The organism is Calditrichota bacterium, assembly GCA_014359355.1.
In the GTDB taxonomy this organism is placed as follows: Bacteria; Zhuqueibacterota; Zhuqueibacteria; order JANLFK01; family Oleimicrobiaceae; genus Oleimicrobium.
The window spans coordinates 1-18,374 of sequence record JACIZP010000169.1; the positions used below are offsets into that span (position 1 = coordinate 1).

The following is an 18,374-nucleotide window of genomic DNA, read 5'->3' on the forward strand; positions in this document are numbered from 1 at the left end:
CTACCTCCAGTACCGCATGCTGAGTCGCTTCATCGAGTGGCTAAACGTGCGCCGGGCCGATGCGGTGATTGTCGTCTCTGAGGAGCTACGCTCCTACTTTGCGCGCTATGGTGTGCGTCCGGCGCGCTTACATGTCGTGAGCAACGGGGCGGATCCGGACAAGTTCTCGCCAGGAGTTTCCGGCGGTAGCGTGCGACAGCGCTATGCACTGACCGACGAGCCGGTGGTGGGCTTCATCGGTTCGTTCAGCACCTGGCATGGCATCGAAAACCTCGCTGAACTGATGAGCAGGCTGCATACGAGGGCGCCGGAGGTGAAGTTTCTGCTGGTGGGAACCGGCGGCAGGTGGAAAGCCTGGCTGGAGCGATATGTAGCCGAGCAGGGCCTTGCTGGGGCGGTGATTTTCGCCGGCTACGTGGACTACCAGCACATGGCTGAGTACTTGGCGGCCATGGATGTCGTGGTGGCCCCTTATCCGCATTTGCCTTTTTTCTACTACTCGCCGGTCAAAATCTATGAGTACATGGCTGCCGCCAAGCCGGTGGTGAGCACGGCCATCGGTCAGATTAATCAGGTCCTCGAGGACGGCGTCACCGGTCTTCTCTGCCCGCCCGACGACCTCAGATGCCTGGTGGAGAAGATCGCAGTGCTGGCTGGCAATCCTTTGCTCCGGAGGCGGTTGGGGCAGTCTGCGCGGCGAACGATCTTAGAGCAGCACACGTGGATGCACAAGGCGCAGGCGTGGTCGGCGATCTGCGCGCAGGTGTTGCAAGGAGCACACGGTCGATGAAAGTGCTGATGGTGCACAAATTCTACTTCATCGAGGGAGGCGCAGAGCGCTATCTGTTCAACATCTCCGGCTTGCTGAGCCGGCATGGCGTAGAGGTGATCCCCTTTGCCATGCATCATCCCCGGAACGTGCCTACGCCCTATGCGCGCTACTTTGTCAGCCATTTCGACCCGGACCGCATCTTAGGCCGTATGACGCTCCGCCAGGGGCTACGCAGCGTTGGCAGAGTCATCTACAGCCTCGAGGCACGGCGCAACATCGAGAGGCTCATCGACGACACCTCTCCCGATATCGCGCACGTCCATGGCGTCTACCACCACCTGTCACCTTCGGTCCTTCTTGCCCTGAAGCGCCGCGGCATTCCGGTGGTGTTCACCTTGCACGAGTACAAGATCCTCTGTCCGAGCTACCTTTTCCTGAACCGACGCGGTGAGATCTGTGAGTTGTGCCAGGGCAAAAAGTTCTGGCACCCCATCAAGGAGCGTTGCCTGAAGGGCTCGCTGGCGGCCAGTGCTCTGGTGAGCGTCGAGGCCTATGTGCACCGCTTCCTTCGCACCTATCGGCGGACGGTGGACCTTTACCTCTCGCCGAGCCGCTTCTTGCGGGACAAGATGATTCAATACGGCTTCCCACCGGACAAGGTCATCTGGTTGCCATACACCATCCCGATTGACGAGTACGTCCCGTCCTACCAGTCAGGCAACTACTTCACCTATGTTGGGCGACTTTCCAGAGAAAAGGGTGTCGAGCTCCTGGTGGAAGCCATGGAGGAGCTTCCTGAGGCGGAACTGTATGTGTGCGGAACCGGCAGGTTGGAGGAGTCGCTCAAACGGTTTGTGGCGGCCCGCGGTCTACGCAACGTCCGTTTCCTTGGGCACTTGGCAAGCGAGCAACTCCGGGCGGTAATGCGCGGCAGTATGTTCACCGTGGTGCCTTCGATAGTCTACGACAACTCACCTCTGGCAGTCTACGAATCGTTTGCCCTGGGGAAGCCGGTGGTGGGCGCGCACATCGGCGGCATACCGGAACTCATCGAACCTGGCCAGGACGGGGTGCTCTTCGAGCCCAACAATCGGAAGGACCTGGTCAGGGCGATCCGGGTGCTGGTGGCCGATCGCTCGAGGTTAGAGGCGATGGGGCGCAAGGCGCGCGCCAAGGCGGAGCGCTGGTTCGGGCCAGAGGAACACCTCCGCCGCCTCATGGTCGTGTACCGTCAGGTCGGCGGGGCATGAGGATGAGGGAGCGAGGAGCGTGAACAGGCGAAAGAAACGCCTGCTCCATGTGGTGCACGGCCTAGGGCGGGCAGGCGGCGAGAGAAAACTCTGGGAGCTGCTCAGCCGGCTGGACAAGGACCGCTATGAGATTGCCATCTGTGCCGTGGGCAAATCGGGTCTCATGGAGCAGGAGTTCCGCAACCTCGGCTATCCGCTGTATCTGTTTCCCAGGCGCTGGCGGTATGACCCCACGCTGCCGTTTGCGGTGGCGCGCCTGATGCGTAGCTTTCGCCCAGACCTGGTCCAGACCACGTTGTTCTTTGCGGACATCATCGGGGCAATGGCCAGCTGCCTTGCGCGCCCCAAGGCGCTCGTTTCCTGGGAGGTGATCACCCACCCCCTCAACGTGCGCCGGGAGCTCATGTACTGGGCACTTCGCAATCGGTTCGATATGGTAGTCACCGTCTCGGACTCGATCCACAGGTTTGTCGTAGAGAAGCGGCACCAGGACCCCCGCGCGATAACCACCATTCATTACGGTGTGGACCTCAGGAACTATGCGCCCAGACCGAAGACGGGAACCTTGGCGCGCCACATCGGGGCACCGGGTGCCACCATCTTTGGGACGGTTGCCCATTTCCGCAAGCAGAAGGGGCACCTGTACCTTGTGGAGGCGGTGCCGCGCGTTATTACTGAGCACCCGGAGGCCCACTTCGTGCTGGTGGGCGTGGGGCGCGAAGAGCAGGCAGTGCGAGAGCGCGTAGCCCAGTTGGGGGTGGAGCGCCATGTGCACTTCCTCGGCCTGCGGGAGGACGTGCACGAACTGCTCAATGAGTTTGATGTGTTCGTGCTGCCCTCTCTGTGGGAAGGGTTCCCCAATGTGATTTTGGAAGCGATGGCCTGTGCAAAGCCAGTGGTGGCCACCGCGGTGGAAGGGACGGTGGAGCTGGTCGTCCACGGACAGACAGGGCTGCTGGCACAGCCGGCCGATGCCCAGAGCTTGGCGTCCGCCCTGCTTACCATGCTGGCGCAACGGGAGCTCATGGCAAGGTTTGGTCAAGCCGGGAGGCGCAGAGTAGAAGAGAACTTTACCGTGGAGCATCAGGTGGCCGCCTTCGAGCGGCTGTACGACGCCCTGATCGATGGGAGGATAGAACAAGTGCGCACAGGTGCACAGAGTGCCCTGGGCTCGACAAAGACGGCGCATTCGCACTTGTGCGGGGCCTGAGGCGAGCCATGTGGAAGCTGCGGCTCAACAAGGTTATGCATGAGTTCAAGGTCGGCGGCGTACCTGCGGTGGCGCGCCACGTCGGCCAACGGCTGGTGCGCAGGAATGCCTTTTTGGTCTTTGTCACCGACCTGCGCACTCCTCAGCCAGCTTATGCCTGTCCGGAGGGCTATGCCCTTCGCCTGCTCCCATCAGACAAGGCGGCAATGGACCGGCTGGTGGCTTTCTGGATGGCCTCGTATGCCGAGAACTATCCGCTCTTCTACGATGAGCAGCTGGTCAGACAATTGCTCGAGGCGCGTTTTGCTGCGGAGGAGCTCTGCTTTGTCGCCGAACACGGGGATGCCATTGCCCATTTTCATTGGGTGAGCAGGTTCGGCCGCTGTCCGTTCAACCAGGAGGAGCCGCTCAAGTTCTTGCCTTTCCGGCCAGGCATCGATGCCTATGGCTACAATATCTTCACGCATCCCGAGCACCGCGGCAAAGGGCTCATGCTGGCGACCCTATCGTTTCTGTGTGATTGGCTGCGGGGGCACGGCCACGAGCGGCTCTGGAGCTGCGTTGGCACCAAGAACGCTGCCTCGATCAAGCTGCACCACAAGGTGGCCACGCACGTCAGCACGCTCTACGTCACCCGGTACCTAGTGTTCGACCGGGCGCGGCTCGTGCCGGCGTCGGGGAGCTGAAATGTCGTACCGCGACGGCAGCCTGTGTCCTGCGGTGGTGGTGCCACTGCACGAGACCGGGCTGGAGGTAGTGCGGGCACTGGGTAGGCGGGGCGTGCCCGTCATCGGCGTTGACGAGGATGCGCATCGACCTGGGGCGCATTCCCGTTACTGTCGCAGGGTGGTGCGTTCCCCCATCGAAGGCGAGGCGCTGGCGGCGACTCTGCTGGCGATTGGCGCACACCTGCAGACGAAGGCGGCCCTCTTCCCCTGTGGAGACCCACAGGTCCTCTGCGTCGCAGAATACCGGGAGGCGCTCAGCCGCCACTACCTCTTCAATCTGCCCGACGTTGAGGTGGTTGCGACCCTCATGCACAAGGACCGCTTTGCCGATTTCGCCACACGCCACGGGTATCCGGTACCGCAGACCTTTGTCGTGGGAAACGTGCAGGAGGTGCAGCGGGCGGCGCAGGCCATCCGCTACCCGTGCATCCTGAAGCCTGCTGTGCGAAGTGTGGCCTGGGAAGCGCGGCGTATGCCGAAGAACTATGTGGTGCACTCGGCCGACGCCCTGCGCGCAGCGTATGCCGCATGCCACAAGCTGGTGCCGCAGGCGGTCGTGCAAGAGTGGATCCCGGGGAGTGATGAGGAGGTGTTTTTCTGCCTCCTCTACATCGACACCGAGGGGCGGCCACTGGTTACCTTCACTGGCCGGAAGCTGCGCCAATGGCCCCCGGAGCGCGGCTGCACGGCGATCGCCACCGGGCATCAGGCCCGTGAGCTCGAGGAGCTGACCCTCCGCTTCATGCACGAGGTGGGGTTTCGGGGCCTGGGGTCAATGGAGTACCGTCGCGACCCGCGAGATGGACGCTTCGTGATGATTGAGCCTACGGTAGGGCGTATCGACTTGCAGTCCGGGGTGAGCGAGCTGTATGGGGTGAGCTTGCCCTGGGTGGCCTACGCCGACGTGGTCGGGGTTGAACGCTCTTCCGGGAATACAAGGATGGGCACCGGGGAAGCGAAATGGATCCACGAGGAGGGCGTGGCCCGTCTTTGGCTGAGGCAGGTACGCCACGGGCACATCCGTCTGCGTGAGTGGCGGCGACTCCTGCGCGGGAGAAAGAGGTTTGCCGTCTTTGCCCGCGACGACTTGACACCGACGGTGGCGTTGTGGTGCGAAGTGGCCCGCAAGGCATGGCGGGCGCTGATTAACTGGTTTACTCAACTTCGCGGAAACGAGGGAGAATAGTGCGCGTCAACCGGAGAATAGTGATTGCTATCGGCATTGCGGCCGTCGGCGGCGTGTTGCTTGCCTACGGTCTATGCCACGACATTTGGGAAGGGCAACCTCGCTACTACGGACCCAACGACAGGCTGATGATCGCCTTTGGCGCAGCGGGAGCGAGTTTGGGAGTCCTCCTGGCCATAGGTGAGCGGCTGCGACTCCACCGTCGCGGCCTTCTTGCTGCGCGCATGCCCCTGTTTGATGCAGTGGCGCTCGCCGTGCTTACTGCATTGGCGGGGATGGCAGCGGGTATCGTCTGGTTCCACAACGGCAGCGTGGACGAATCCTACCAGAACAAGGAGTTCGCCATCGGCATCTATGGCTCGTCCGAGGACGCGCCCTTGCAATTCAGCGGCCAGGGATTGAACAACCCGGTGCTCACCCGCTACAGCATGCCGGAGCTGGAGATCCGCTGTGTAGCGGACCCGTTCCTGGTGTGCGAAAAGGATTCCTTCTACATCTTCTACGAAGCTCTGGAGGCGGTGACCGGTCAGGGAGTGATCGCCGTCGCCACAAGCGCTGATGGCAGAAGTTGGGAGTACAAGGGAGTGGTGCTGGACGAGCCCTTTCACCTTTCTTACCCCTGCGTGTTCAAGTGGAGAGGGGATTACTACATGATCCCCGAGGCGGCGACCACCAGGTCGGTCAGGCTCTACCGCGCCGTGCACTTTCCCTATCGCTGGGAGTTCGTCCAGAAACTGATTGACCAGGACGACAAGCTGTTCAAGGACAACACCATCTTCGAGCACGAGGGGCGCTGGTGGCTGTTCAGCGAGACGATGGGTAACCGCGTGCTCAGGCTCTACTACGCTGACACCCCTCTAGGGCCGTGGACTGAGCACCCGCGCAGCCCGGTGGTCAACGGCAATCCGGAAATTGCCCGCCCCGGAGGCGCGGTTGTGCACATCGACGGCCGCCTGTACCGTTTTGCCCAAGATGACGCCAAGTACTACGGCCGGCAAGTTTGGGCGATTGAGATTACCAAACTGTCGCCCACGGAATACGAAGAGAAAAAGGTGGGAAAGAAGCCAGTTCTGAAGGGCTTCGACCGCTGGAATCGCCGCGGCATGCACCACCTCTGCCCCATCAGGACGGCCGAGGGGTGGATGGCCGCGGTGGATGGCTACTGAGGCCAGACTGTAGCAGGCAAGCGAGGAGCAAGCGTATGGCCACACGAGCGACCGTCGCGGTGGTGAGGACAAGCCCGCAGCGCGTGCAAGAGGATATCGCACGTGCCATGGAGCTTGCTGGCTTCCGGGAGCACCTTGCGCCGGGGGTCACGACCATCCTCAAGGATAACATCTCCTGGCACTACCCCTTCCCCTCGGCAAATACGACGCCGTGGCAACTGGAGGGGGTAGTGCGCACGTTGCGGGAGGCCGGCTACGCCGACCTGGTGGCAGTGCACAACAACACGGTGGTCACCAATCCGCGCAAGGGGGCAAGGCTCAACCGATTGGCCCCTGTCTACGCGCGTCATCAAGTCGCAGAGCGATACAACTTCCTGCCCCAGGACATGACCTGGGTGGTGTACCGGCCTAAGAGCAAGATGTTGGTGCTTGACCAGGTTTTTCCCGAGGGGATCAGACTGCCTGACTTTTTCTTCGGCAAGAACGTTGTCCACTTGCCAACCATGAAGTGCCACATCTACACGACGACCACTGGTGCCATGAAGAACGCGTTTGGTGGCCTGCTTAACACCAGGCGTCACTACACGCACAGCGTCATTCACGAGACGCTGGTTGACCTGTTGGCGATACAGCGGGAGATCCACCCTGGGCTCTTTGCCGTGATGGACGGTACCACTGCGGGTGACGGTCCTGGACCGCGCACCATGCGGCCGGTGCAGGCTGACCTCATTCTTGCCAGCGGCGACCAGGTGGCGGTGGACGCGGTAGCCGCCAAGATCCTCGGGTTCGCCCCCATGCAGATCGGCTACATCAGGCTGGCCCACGAGGCGGGTTTGGGAGTGGGACGCCCAGAGGAGATCGAAGTGGTGGGCGATGACATCGCCGGCCTCTGTCTGGGGTGCCAGGTCGGCGACAATTTGGCCAGCAGAGCTGGTGATCTTTTCTGGTTCGGCGGTGGCAAGAGACTGCAGACGCTTCTCTTCAGGACCCCGCTCGTGTACCTGTTCGTCTTTGCTTCAGCAGCGTATCACGATCTCTTCTGGTGGCCTCTGAAGGGAAGGCCGACCTTCAATCGCTGGCGGCAGCAGGCTTCCTGGGGCCGCTTGTTCGACAGCTACGCCCAAGACTATCAGTCTGTTGGGGAGTGAGGAGGTAAGGGATGCGGCAGCGATCCGATTGGCTATTGTTGGCAGCTATTGTCGGCCTGGCGGCCGTCCTGCAAGCATACGGAATCGACAAGATCGTGCTGGGTAGCGATGAGCTCCACCCTGCCCGTGCACTCATCAGCAGTGATTGGAGCATCCTGCACTATCCATGGCCGGGGGAGGCTACCTTGGAGTTCTACCGGAACTGGCCCATGCACTTCCCGCCGCTCTTTGCGCTGCTTACCCGCGCGGCAGTGGTCACGCTGGGCGCCAGCCACTTCGCCTTCCGCCTCTTTCCGCTGCTGTTCGCCATAGCCGCGACGCTGGTCAGCTATTTCCTGTGCCGCCAGTTCCTTGGACGGCGGTGGGCGCTCCTCGCGCCCGTGCTGGTGGGCCTCACTTCCGATCAGATGCTCACCTGGGCAAAGGCTATCAAACACTACACGGGCGACGTGCTCTTCTGCTCCCTATTGCTCATTGCCGGTAAGCGGTTGTTGGAAAGGGATCAGGCGCGGGATTGGGTGTTCTTCGGACTCTTGGCGGCGGTGAGCTTCTGGATAGCCTACGGGGCGGTCTACGTGACGGCGGGCATCTTTGTGCTCCTCTGTGTCCGGGTGTGGCTGGTGGCCCGACGCAAACAGGAGGCGTTGCGGCCTCACTTGCTGCCGCTGCTCCTCACCGGCCTGGTGACGGTAGTGTCCTTCGCAGGGCTCCGCAGCTTAGCTATTGAACAGGCAGTGACTAATGACGTCTTCATGAAATCCTTCGGCATCCAGATGCTCGATCATAGCCGCATCGCGGACGTGGGCTACGTGGCCTATTTCTTCGCCCGCGTTGCCTTCCAGACTTTGAAGTTACCCTGGTTCTTCTTTCGCCATTCCGCACCCTTTGCGGTTGTGGTCAATCTGCTCTTGGCTCTCTGGTTGATTTCGCGGGTGCGCAGACGACAATGGTATGAGCTCGGCTTGCTCGTCTTGCCCTGGCTTTTCTGTGTAGGTGCGGCAGTGGCCGGGTTCTATCCTTTCACTGCCAATCGCTTGCTCCTTTTCCTTTTGCCCTCCTGGATGCTGATGATGATTGGCGGTTTCTCTGAGGTGGTGGCTTGGTTCCGGCAGCGAAGTCGCCTGCTTGCAGCTGCGGTGATGGTGGTGCTGGGCGTGTGGATTGCCGGGATGGTCTATCGGAATGCCGTAGACGTGAGCAGGATGCGTCTTGGCGGTGGGCGTCGCATCGACTTGGCGGTGCAGTATTTGGCCCAGAACGCGGAGGATGGCGACACAGTCTTCCTGCACTGGGCGGCAATTGTCGGGTTCTACTACTACTTCACGGATCACCAACCCGGCTATGCCCACGAGTACTCTATTCCCGGCAAGGACGGGAAGGTTCACGTCATTTATGGGGAGCAGCACAACAAACTGGACGACTACGAGCCGCTGTTCCGCAAGGTGGAGGCAGTGCCAGGACGCCTGTGGTTGCTCTTCGGACACAAGTGGCCATCGGAGGAGATGACGGCGCTGGAAACGCGCCTGCGTGCGCAACGGCCATTGCTGCGGGAGTATGAAGGAGGCAAGTGCCGTGTGGTGCTCTTTGGGCCAAGTGTCGGGCATTAGCAAGCGGAAGGTCGCTTTCAGGCGCCGGAGAGGTGACGCGAAATGAAAGAGTTGCAAGGCATCCGTGTGTTAGTCACCGGAGGCGCAGGCTTTGTGGGGTCGAGCATCGTGGCTCGATTGCTGGAATGCGGCGCGGAGGTGACGGTCCTTGACGATCTCTTTACCGGCAAGCGCGAGTATCTTCCGGAGGCGCCGCGCCTACGCTTCGTCCTTGGCAGCGTCACTGACAGCGCGTTGGTGGAAGAGGTGATGGCTGGTTGTGAGATTGTTATCCACGCAGCGGCACGCAATATCATCGTTTCCACGCGGAATCCCCGGGAGGATTTCGAGACGAATATCGGTGGAACCCTGAACGTGCTGCTCGCCGCACGCAAATTGGGTGTCCGTCGCGTGGTCTACACTTCCACGTCCTCCATCTATGGCAATCCCCGTTACTTGCCCATCAACGAAGATGACCATTACGCGACGCTCTCGCCGTATGCAGTGAGCAAGTTTGCGGGCGAGAACTACTGCACTGCGTTCTACGAGTCGTTTGGCCTGTCAACGTGTGTGGTGCGTTACTCGAACATCTACGGCCCGCGGCAGAGCCCAGAAAACCCTTATTGCGGCGTCGTGGCCAAGTTCTTTGATGCGGCACTGCACGATCGTCCGTTGCTCATCCACGGTGACGGGGAACAGACCCGAGACTTTACCTATGTTGACGATGCAGTTCAGGCCACCCTTTTGGCTGCTGTGTCCACAAAGGCCGAGGGGCGCGTCTACAACGTAGGCACTGGTCGGGAGGTGACAATCAACTACCTGGCTGAATGCGTGGCAAGGGTCTTTGGCAAACCTCTGCGCGTGGAGCATATCGACCGCCGGGACATTGACAACATAAGGCGGCGGGTGATGAACATCGAGCGCATCCGGAGGGAACTGCGCTGGGTCCCAGAGATTACCCTCGAGGTGGGCTTGCAGCGCACCAAGGAGTGGCTGGAGGCGAAAGAGCCCAGGGGGAAGCCGTGAGCAAACCAGGTTCGGTGATCGTCATCGCCCCTGTTTGGAACGAAGCAGGGCGCGTAGGGCCCGCCGTGAAGGAAGTGCCCCGCCAGTGGGTGGATGAGGTGGTGGTGGTCGACGATGGCTCGCAGGATGGGAGCGCGGACGAAGCGGCAGCGGCAGGAGCTACGGTAATCCGGCATGCGACCAATCGTGGGGTGGGGGCGGCCATTCGCACGGGCTTCGACTACGCGCTCCGGCAGGGCTTCCATTTTCTCGCGGTAATGTCGGGCGGCGGCAAGACCCCCGCTTCGCAGCTCCCCCTGCTGCTTGGACCGCTCTTCGATGGCGCTTCCGACTTTGTGCAGGGCTCACGCTATCTCCCCGGCGGCAGGAGGCTCAATCATCCTGCCCATCGCCAGGTCGGAACACGTGCCTATTCGCTACTCTTTTCGGTGATGGCGCGCAGGCGGGTGACGGACGGCTCGTGTGGGTTCCGCGCCTTGCGCGCAGAGGTGCTCAGGGACAGGCGCATCAACCTCCACCAACCGTGGTTGGATCGTTACGAACTTGAACCCTACTTGTACTTCATGGTGCTTCGCCTGGGATACAGGGTCAAGGAGGTGCCGGTGACCGTCTCCTACCCGCTTTTGAGCAACGGTCCGTTTACGAAGATGCGCGGGATCGTGGATTGGTGGAGCATAGCGAGGCCGCTCCTTTTGTTGGGCGCGGGATGGCGCCGGTGATGCTCTGCACAGAGTGCCAGCCTCACATTTGAGAGCCTGTCGCTCAAAATTCGAGATTGAGGCTATGGCGAGAGAGATTCGCAACAGCCCTTCGCGTGTGCTGAAACTTGTGCCTTGGCTTATCGTTGCGTGTGGTGGCCTCCTTGTCGGCGTGTCATTCTGCAAATTTGCGCTCGTAAAAGGCATTGTCGACCACTGGGCAAGGCACGGCCAGGCGGATTTCTATAGGCCCCATGTGCACCAATTGCTCGCGTGGTGCATGCGCGGGTGGGGCTTGGTCATGCTCGGGCTCGGCCTCGCATGCCGAGACCTGATCGCCCGAGGCCTCCATGCTCTGTGGCAGGATGGCAGAACGTTGGTGGGCGCAGTTCGAAACTCGCTCCATACGGCGTACAGAGAAAGGCTGTTCACCTGGACACTGTTGGCATTTCTGCTCACCGGCACGGCAATTCGTATTTCCTTTCTCTTTGAGCCAATGTCCTACGATGAAAGTGGGAGCTTCGTTCTCCACATCGCCAAACCGCTCCGTTTCGCCCTGGCTAACTATCGTGATCCCGGTAACCACTTGCTCAACACTTTCCTGGCGCACATTTCCGTGGAGGTCTTTGGCAAGGAGCCGTGGGCAATTCGCCTGCCGGCTTTGCTGGCTGGGATCTGTCTGATAGGTCTGATCTACTTTGTTGCCCGACGTGTCAGTGGCTCCTGTGCCGGGATCGTTGCCTCGGCAGTGGCGGCCAGCTCGGGTTGCCTGGTCTACTATTCCACCCGGGGGCGCGGCTACATCTTGGGGACTCTTCTGTTTCTTGGGCAACTGTGGCTGATTGAGTACGCCCGGCAGCACAACAACCGCGCCGCGTGGCTCTTGTTTGCCATAGCAGGTGCGTTGGGCTTGTTCACCGTGCCCACAATGCTCTATGGGGTGGGCATACTCTACACCTACCTGGCCTTGTGCCTGATCGTGGGCTTCGGGTTCGGTGATAGAGGACGCATGGCCGTGAGGATGGGGTGGAGTGCGCTGGTGACGGCCGTTCTGACGTTGCTACTTTATGCGCCGCCCCTGATAGTGAACGGTCTGCGAGAGATGACCTCCAACCCTGTTTACCAGCGCCTGGCATTGGGGCGGTTTGTCAAGGAACTGTGGGCCACTCTCCCCGGTGTCTGGCAACTCTGGCACCGCGATGTACCGCATGTGGTGCAGGGCGTGCTGCTTGTTGGCTTCCTCGCCTCCTTGTTCGAGCAGGGGAAGTCGGCTCGGGCACACAGACTGCTTATAGGAGCGGTGCTGCTATTCCTCGTACCGGTGCTGCTGGTCCATCGTGTGGTCCCTTTCCCGCGGGTATGGCTCTTCCTCTGGCCACTTTACTTGGTTTACGGCGCAGCAGGGCTGTCGTGGGTGTTGGAAGCAGTGGCACGAAGGCATGTCCGAACTGTGGTGGTCGCGGTTGCATGCCTCTTGCTCGTTGCTAACTCGTTGACGGTCCTGGGTGGGCGAGCCAAGCACGCCAACGACTATGCGCATTTCCACGATGGCAAGGAAATGGCAGCCTTCCTCGCCGAACACCTGGCGCCCGGCGACAGACTGTTGGCTCCTGCACCTGCGAACATGCCGCTACGCTACTACTTCTCACGAATGGGCGTCGACAAAGGAGCGATGTTTCGGCCTCTGGCCCAGGCACAAAACTTGTGGGTCGTGGTCAACCATCCCACCAGTGGGCCTGTTGAGTCGTTGGGTGACGTACTCCACAATGCGCGGGTGCCACATGAAGAGTTCGGCCAGCCGGTCCTCGTCCGCCGCTTTCCCTATTCCTCCCTGTACCAGATGCGCCGCCTTCCTCCGGAGGCGGTCGAACACAAGCAGGATTGACCTTTGAGGTGCCTGGACTTGGAATCAGCTCCCGCAAGGGCGTTGCACGCCTTGAGATCCTCGAGGGCATCAAGATGGCCGCGAGGCAACCGTCACCGCTGTTTCGCAGGAGCTGCGGTCCTGATACGCAAAGCCGTGCTGTTTTGGGGCGGCGTTGGCGTGGTGCTGTTCAGTCGAAGACGTCGATGAAGATCTCTGGCTACGTGAGCGCCGAGAGGGCCAATTGCACTTTGCCCCTCTCTCTTGCCTTTGGATGGTGGACAGGAACAGGAAAGCCCCCCGAAGGTGGTAGGGCGTTGTCTTCCGCCTTGGTTGCAATGACCGGAAGCGGGGACAAGACCGTCGCATCCGGAGAAACTGCCCCTGACCTTGTGGTGCTTTCCGATGACGATCTCAAGTACCATCCCGCCGAGTATGCCTGCCGGCGAAGATACTGGACGGGGTCGTGTTCTTTGGCGCTCATCGGGTACTTTGTCCTTGCCTCGGCAACAAGCTGTAGAAGATGACAGAAAATGTGCAGCCCCATGGGACGTTCACCGAGTTGCTGAGATGGTAGAAGGCTTTCGAGTGGAGAGTGCTCAAGAGCCTTCCTCCGTGTGTTGAGGGCTTCATGATTGGAAGGGAGATCACGCCGAGCACCGATGGGGAAAGAGAAGCGGAAGAGTAACAAGATTGCCCGGAGAGATTCCCTTGCTTTCACTGAGGGCCGGTGGCACGCGACTTGCCGCTCCATACACCAGCTGAGGATACCCTCGCTGCGACGAGGCGCATGAAGCCGCCAGACTCCTTTCGCTCTCGGCCGTGTAGCCGTTTCCTGAACGAGAGGAGTTGATCAGCACAGCCAAACGGCAATGTCTCGGCGTTGTGTTGGTCACCTGCCGAAGCGCGTGGCGGTGAGGAAAGTCGACCGAGGATCTCAAGAGTCTCTGCAGCGTAGGTTTTGCAGCAGTCCGTGTGAGAGGGTCGCGTGCCACGATAGCAGCGATGCGCAGTCCTCCGGGTTGGTATCGGAAAGCCCTGATAGCGCAATCTGCGGCGACGTTCGGGAACATGCCGTAGAAGACACTTAGGCGCTGGGGAACAGGCGCGTCGTGCTTCGACCAGGCGGCCGATTGATTCTCGTGACCCCTGCCCATCGCGCCCTCTATGGGTCGCTTGACAAGGCCTTCGGTCACCTCAGGCGCTATGAGAAGGCCGAGCTGGAAACGAAACTCAGGGAGGCAGGGTTCGAGATTGAGCGGCTTTATTTCCACAACACCCTGGGAGCCGTCGCTTGGTTCTTGAACGGACGGGTGCTCAGGCGAAAACGGCTGCCGAGGTTCCAGGCCCAACTCTTTGACAGCATGGTACCTGTGCTTCGCAGAGTGGAAGGACGTATGTCTTTCCCCTTCGGGCTGTCGCTGATTGCAATCTGCCGAAAGGTGTAGTTCACAACGCGGTCCAAGGGCACCGTGGGGGGCTGCGAAGGTGAGCTCGCCAGGGGTGACGAAGGTTGACGAACGGAATGGAGGCCGGGTTGGTTCCTACTCGCTCCAGTGGTTTACCAATAGGAGAGTAGCGCGACTATGAGAACCTCACGTCTGTTTCTTATGCTGCTTCTTGCGGCGACCGGGTTGCCCTTCTCCGCCGGAGCACAGAAGTACAACCCGCCGTATCCGCGCGTGGTAGCAAGCGGCCCAGGAGGTATAACCTTCGGGGAGACCTCAATCGGGGCCAAGCCCATGATCTGGGCGCAATACGATTTGGCTATCGTCTACGCTGACGTGGGACGGGGAGGACCGGAGTATGCCGCCCTGTTGCGCCAGTACAATCCCGATATCGTGATCTTGGGACTGGTGAGCACCCAAGGGGTGTGGCCAGGAAGCGACCCGGTGGAGTTCCATGCCCTGCACTCTTACTCTACCGTCACAACCGAGGCTGTTGGCCCTGGCTCCACGTCTATACCCGTGGTGAGCACTGCTCCCTTTCCCAATGCGCCCTATTACATTTTTGTAGGTGACAGTCCGGTCTACTATCGCGGCAAGACGAGCACGGCATTCACCGGGGTGGCAGCAGACCAGCTTCGGACGACGTACCCGGCGGGCACCAAGGTCACGGCCCCGGTGCGCTTCGTGGGCTTTGGTATGTTGCCCAACCTCACGGAGTTTTGCCCGACCGTCGACGGCAAGACGGCCTGGCAACATCTGGTGGACAAGCGCTTTGAGCGCGCTGACTTTACCAACTTCGACGGCACGGCCTGGGACGCCTTCCGCGAGACCTTTTGGGCGGAGGATTTTGACGACGTCGATTTTGATAACACCGGCATGAACGATTTCGAAGAACATGGCCTGAACTGGATCAACGACAAGTGGCGCGTGGGCATGACCAGCCTCCTGCTCTATGAGCGGCAGCGCTTCCAGCAGGTGCACCCCGACAAGCCGACCATCGTCTTGGTTAATTGCGGTGGAGGTGGTGGCGAGGCAGGGTTGTTCAGCCTTGCCAACGGCATCGTATGGGAAGGCTTCATGCGGTTTGCCGCAGGTTGGGGTGACCCGTGGGGGCTCTTTGCCAACATGCAGGCATGGCTCATCAACGGCCTCAAACCTTCGGTGTACTACATCAAGGACTATGTCAAGGAAGCAAACGCCGAGAGCGGCAAGAACGACTTTACCTACATGCGCTACGGCCTTACCACCGCGCTCTTAGGAGATTCCTACTACGGTCGCACGTTCGGCGACTATTACTACATCTCGTACTGGTACGACGAGTTTGACACGGACCTGGGTTACCCGACGACCATGCCACAGCGCTTGGCCAATGGTGCCTACGTGCGCTTTTTCGACAAAGGCGCGGTCATCTGCAATCCCACTGGAACGACCATCACCGTGACGGATGCGGACCTGCGGAGTGCCTCAGGATACGCCGGCCCCTACTACCGGTTCAGAGGCGGGCAAGATCCAGATTTCAACAATGGCTCCCTGTTTGCCTCGGTGCAGCTATATGGCTGGACCGCCGACAAGCCCAAGCGCAACCGCGGGGACGGCATTCTTCTCTTCAAGGAACCGACCGTAGCGGTGAGCGATATCATCATCGGCAACTACAACAACAACGACACCAGCCCGGGTAGTTCGCCTGCTTCCTATGAGGGGAGATGGGTGCCGATGAACACGCGCTGGATCAGCTTCGCCGACAATAACCCCTACTACACGCAGTGGACCGCGCCAGCAGACCAGACCCCGGAAGGGTACGGCTACTTTGTCGCTGCGCCGGGACAGGGCGAGGCTACTGCTACTTACCGGCCGACCATCGGCGTGGCGGGCTACTACGAAGTCTTCGAGTGGCACGGGTGGCATGGCGATACGCCATCGAGTTATCAGGAGGCGAGCAATGTGCCGTATGAGGTGGTGATCGACGGAGAGGTCAAGCGCCGCGGATTCATCGACCAGACCGCCAACTACGGGCAATGGAATCGCCTTGGTCTGTTCTACTTCCCCAAGGGCACCGCGGGCTATGTGCGCATCAGCAACAATGCCAACGGCTACGTGATTTCCGATGCCTTCCGCTTTGTGTTCCGCGGCACGGAAAAGGAGGACACCACACCACCTTCGCCGCCGAAGGGGGTGCGCGTGGAAAGGCCATGACGGTGAGCAGCGCGCATATGCTCAAGGGCCGCCTTCCTGACCCACTCCAGGCAGAGGCCCACTGCCAACGGGGCGGAGAATGAGGTTTCTGTCCCAAAGCCGCTCCCGCTGGGCCAAGAGCAGGCTCAGTCAAGCCCTGGTTAACTCGGGCGCTGCAGCCCTCTGGTACCGCATGGTGACTTTGCGCCGAAGGTGCTTCCGGGTGCTCGGCTACCACAGGGTGACCAGGGAGCCGCAGCCGGCAGGCACCATTGAAGAGGCGTTGGCCGTGCCGTTTGATGAATTCATGCGCCAGATGGCATGGGTAGGGCGCATGTTCTCGCCGGTGCACCTGGAAGCCTTCGCCTCTTTCCGGCAAAATCGGCGTGCCTTTCGCCGGCCACCGGTAGCAGTGACCTTTGATGATGGTTATCGAGACAATCTCACCCTCGCCCTCCCGGTTCTCCGAGAGTTTCGAGTGCCGGCCACCATTTTTGTCACCACCGGGCACGTGGGCAAGCGCAAAGCCTTCTGGTGGAATGAACTCAGCCACCTGGTGTGGCGAGCTCCGGTGGGTCAGTATTGCTTTGAACTGCAAGGGAGAAGGCACTGCTTTCGGCTCTGGTCTGCTGCTGAGCGGCAGTGCGCCTTCTGGCGCTTGTTTCGCGTGCTGTGCAGGATGCCCGAAGTGCAAAGGCAAACCGCCCTCAGGCATCTCCGGAGCGAGTTTGGCAGAGGAGTGGCGACCGAGGCTCCGGCAGCTGAGATGTTGAGTCCCGAGGACATTGCCCAGGCGCCAGGAGACCTCCTCCGCTTCGGTGCGCACACGGTGCACCACGTCGTGCTCACGAAGGTTCCCCCTGAGGAGGCGCGCCAGGAGATAAACGACTCCATTGCTCAGCTGCGGGCCTGGACGGGCAGCGAGGTGACCACTTTCGCCTACCCTTTAGGGGACGCCTCATCCTTCGACGAACGGGTGAGAAGCATGCTGGCAGAGGCTGGCATCCGCCACGCCGTCACGACGCTGAAGGGGGCAAACACGCCGACCCAGGACCCCCTGGCCCTCCGCCGTACTCTGATCGACGGGGCAGACGATTTTTGCACGTTCGTGTGCAAAGTCTTGGGTATCTTTGACCTTTTCAATCGCTGAGATCAGTGAAGCGGCCCGCAACTGGGGCGCGTGGCTCAGCCACATGGCGCACAGGCAGGGTTGCCTTGCAGATAGAAGAAGGGAGTTGCTGTATGATGTGGTCGAGAAGACGTTTGGTCCTCGGAGGATTTGTTGCAGGATTCTCCAGTTGTGCCCTGTTGGTGTTCGTATTGGGTAGTGTTGCGTGGCAACACCGCTATCGACTCGCATCGCGCTTTGCCCAGCCATATGCGGCGTACCTGGTCGCCCAGGTCTTCCGCGCCGTGCCTGATGGCTACGTGACTAAGAACAAGGAACGAGTACTTGAGGTGCTCGACGCGTTCACCAATGCCGTGGCGCGTCGGCAAGTGAGCGAAGACCAGATGCGGCGCGTCGCTTCGCTGTTGCTTGCCGCCTTGGCGGACGGTGCCTTCAGCTACCAGGAGCTGGACCAGCTGTTGGAAGCAATGCAGCAGGCCGTCCCGGCGCTCCAGGCTCAAGGTCGTGAGGAGGTCCGATGAAGGGCACGGCGCTGGCTGTGGGCTCATTTATTCTGGGGGCAATGTGCGGCGTGCTCGGCGCCATGACCTTGCGCCATGAGCTTTGGCCTTTGGCCGACCGTGTGGGCATTCTGCGCCTGTACGCGGGCGTGGGCCTGGCGCTGTTTGTGTTTTTCGTGGTCTGGTACCTGCGGCTGCAACGCAGGTTCTCTCGCGCTCTCGGTCCGCAAGCTACTCATCTGCTTTTCTCAGCCTCCAATTTCTTCCTCGTGGTGCTCCTCCTGGGTGGGGCCTTTGCCTTAGGGTTGTTCTTCGTGGTCGCCCACTGAGGTGGGGAGGCGCTTCCCCGTCGTTTCTCGACTGTTCAGGGTACGTAACTGTCATATTTTTGCCCTATGGCATAGCCTTTGCGCAAAGGGAAGCGAACGCGCCGGTAGCACCGGCGCGGCGCCCGGCTAACGTATAGTAAAATCAATTTGCTGAGAGAGGGC

The 18,374-nt window shown here is 60.7% G+C and carries 15 protein-coding genes; all 15 read left to right on the top strand.

Annotated elements, in window-relative coordinates; all coding sequences use genetic code 11:
• Positions 1 to 790 (top strand): glycosyltransferase family 4 protein (locus tag H5U38_07010; protein ID MBC7186769.1); only part of this gene is annotated, 790 nt, incomplete at its 5' end.
• Positions 787 to 2,022, top strand: coding sequence for a glycosyltransferase family 4 protein (locus H5U38_07015; GenBank protein ID MBC7186770.1), 1,236 nt, complete (start codon positions 787 to 789; stop codon positions 2,020 to 2,022). The genes H5U38_07010 and H5U38_07015, both read left to right, overlap by 4 nt.
• Before the next feature lie 19 nt (positions 2,023 to 2,041).
• The gene (locus H5U38_07020; GenBank protein ID MBC7186771.1) at positions 2,042 to 3,232 is read left to right on the top strand and encodes a glycosyltransferase; all 1,191 of its coding nucleotides are present in this window, start codon (positions 2,042 to 2,044) and stop codon (positions 3,230 to 3,232) included.
• An 8-nt stretch (positions 3,233 to 3,240) separates the two neighbouring features.
• Positions 3,241 to 3,918, top strand: a complete 678-nt coding sequence (locus H5U38_07025; GenBank protein MBC7186772.1) for a GNAT family N-acetyltransferase — start codon at positions 3,241 to 3,243, stop codon at positions 3,916 to 3,918.
• Between the two features lies 1 nt (position 3,919).
• On the top strand, positions 3,920 to 5,146 hold the full coding sequence (locus H5U38_07030; protein MBC7186773.1) for a hypothetical protein: 1,227 nt from the start codon (positions 3,920 to 3,922) through the stop codon (positions 5,144 to 5,146).
• Positions 5,146 to 6,312 (top strand): hypothetical protein, encoded by a 1,167-nt coding sequence (locus tag H5U38_07035; GenBank protein MBC7186774.1) that lies wholly within the window; start codon positions 5,146 to 5,148, stop codon positions 6,310 to 6,312. Before H5U38_07030 ends, H5U38_07035 begins: the two co-directional genes overlap by 1 nt.
• 35 nt (positions 6,313 to 6,347) lie before the next feature.
• Positions 6,348 to 7,460 (top strand): DUF362 domain-containing protein, encoded by a 1,113-nt coding sequence (locus tag H5U38_07040; protein MBC7186775.1) that lies wholly within the window; start codon positions 6,348 to 6,350, stop codon positions 7,458 to 7,460.
• Positions 7,461 to 7,471: 11 nt separating this feature from the next.
• Complete coding sequence (locus tag H5U38_07045; protein ID MBC7186776.1) at positions 7,472 to 9,067, top strand: glycosyltransferase family 39 protein; 1,596 nt, start codon at positions 7,472 to 7,474, stop codon at positions 9,065 to 9,067.
• Positions 9,068 to 9,109: 42 nt separating this feature from the next.
• On the top strand, positions 9,110 to 10,072 hold the full coding sequence (locus H5U38_07050; protein ID MBC7186777.1) for an NAD-dependent epimerase/dehydratase family protein: 963 nt from the start codon (positions 9,110 to 9,112) through the stop codon (positions 10,070 to 10,072).
• Positions 10,069 to 10,791, top strand: coding sequence for a glycosyltransferase family 2 protein (locus H5U38_07055; GenBank protein ID MBC7186778.1), 723 nt, complete (start codon positions 10,069 to 10,071; stop codon positions 10,789 to 10,791). The genes H5U38_07050 and H5U38_07055 overlap by 4 nt, the downstream gene beginning before the upstream one ends.
• Before the next feature lie 358 nt (positions 10,792 to 11,149).
• Positions 11,150 to 12,655, top strand: a complete 1,506-nt coding sequence (locus tag H5U38_07060) for a glycosyltransferase family 39 protein (protein MBC7186779.1) — start codon at positions 11,150 to 11,152, stop codon at positions 12,653 to 12,655.
• Positions 12,656 to 14,220: 1,565 nt separating this feature from the next.
• Complete coding sequence (locus tag H5U38_07065) at positions 14,221 to 16,275, top strand: hypothetical protein (protein ID MBC7186780.1); 2,055 nt, start codon at positions 14,221 to 14,223, stop codon at positions 16,273 to 16,275.
• 79 nt (positions 16,276 to 16,354) lie between these two features.
• On the top strand, positions 16,355 to 17,404 hold the full coding sequence (locus H5U38_07070) for a polysaccharide deacetylase family protein (GenBank protein MBC7186781.1): 1,050 nt from the start codon (positions 16,355 to 16,357) through the stop codon (positions 17,402 to 17,404).
• 92 nt (positions 17,405 to 17,496) lie between these two features.
• The gene (locus H5U38_07075) at positions 17,497 to 17,904 is read left to right on the top strand and encodes a hypothetical protein (protein ID MBC7186782.1); all 408 of its coding nucleotides are present in this window, start codon (positions 17,497 to 17,499) and stop codon (positions 17,902 to 17,904) included.
• Positions 17,905 to 17,986: 82 nt separating this feature from the next.
• Positions 17,987 to 18,349, top strand: coding sequence for a C40 family peptidase (locus H5U38_07080; protein ID MBC7186783.1), 363 nt, complete (start codon positions 17,987 to 17,989; stop codon positions 18,347 to 18,349).
• Positions 18,350 to 18,374: the final 25 nt, after the last annotated feature.

What these genes read in the sequence shown, in the direction of transcription:
- H5U38_07030 (MBC7186773.1), top strand. Translation starts at nt 3,920, where the DNA reads ATGTCGTACCGCGACGGCAGCCTGTGTCCTGCGGTGGTGGTGCCACTG.
- H5U38_07075 (MBC7186782.1), top strand. Translation starts at nt 17,497, where the DNA reads ATGATGTGGTCGAGAAGACGTTTGGTCCTCGGAGGATTTGTTGCAGGA.
- H5U38_07045 (MBC7186776.1), top strand. Translation starts at nt 7,472, where the DNA reads ATGCGGCAGCGATCCGATTGGCTATTGTTGGCAGCTATTGTCGGCCTG.
- H5U38_07065 (MBC7186780.1), top strand. Translation starts at nt 14,221, where the DNA reads ATGAGAACCTCACGTCTGTTTCTTATGCTGCTTCTTGCGGCGACCGGG.
- H5U38_07050 (MBC7186777.1), top strand. Translation starts at nt 9,110, where the DNA reads ATGAAAGAGTTGCAAGGCATCCGTGTGTTAGTCACCGGAGGCGCAGGC.
- H5U38_07015 (MBC7186770.1), top strand. Translation starts at nt 787, where the DNA reads ATGAAAGTGCTGATGGTGCACAAATTCTACTTCATCGAGGGAGGCGCA.
- H5U38_07070 (MBC7186781.1), top strand. Translation starts at nt 16,355, where the DNA reads ATGAGGTTTCTGTCCCAAAGCCGCTCCCGCTGGGCCAAGAGCAGGCTC.
- H5U38_07040 (MBC7186775.1), top strand. Translation starts at nt 6,348, where the DNA reads ATGGCCACACGAGCGACCGTCGCGGTGGTGAGGACAAGCCCGCAGCGC.
- H5U38_07025 (MBC7186772.1), top strand. Translation starts at nt 3,241, where the DNA reads ATGTGGAAGCTGCGGCTCAACAAGGTTATGCATGAGTTCAAGGTCGGC.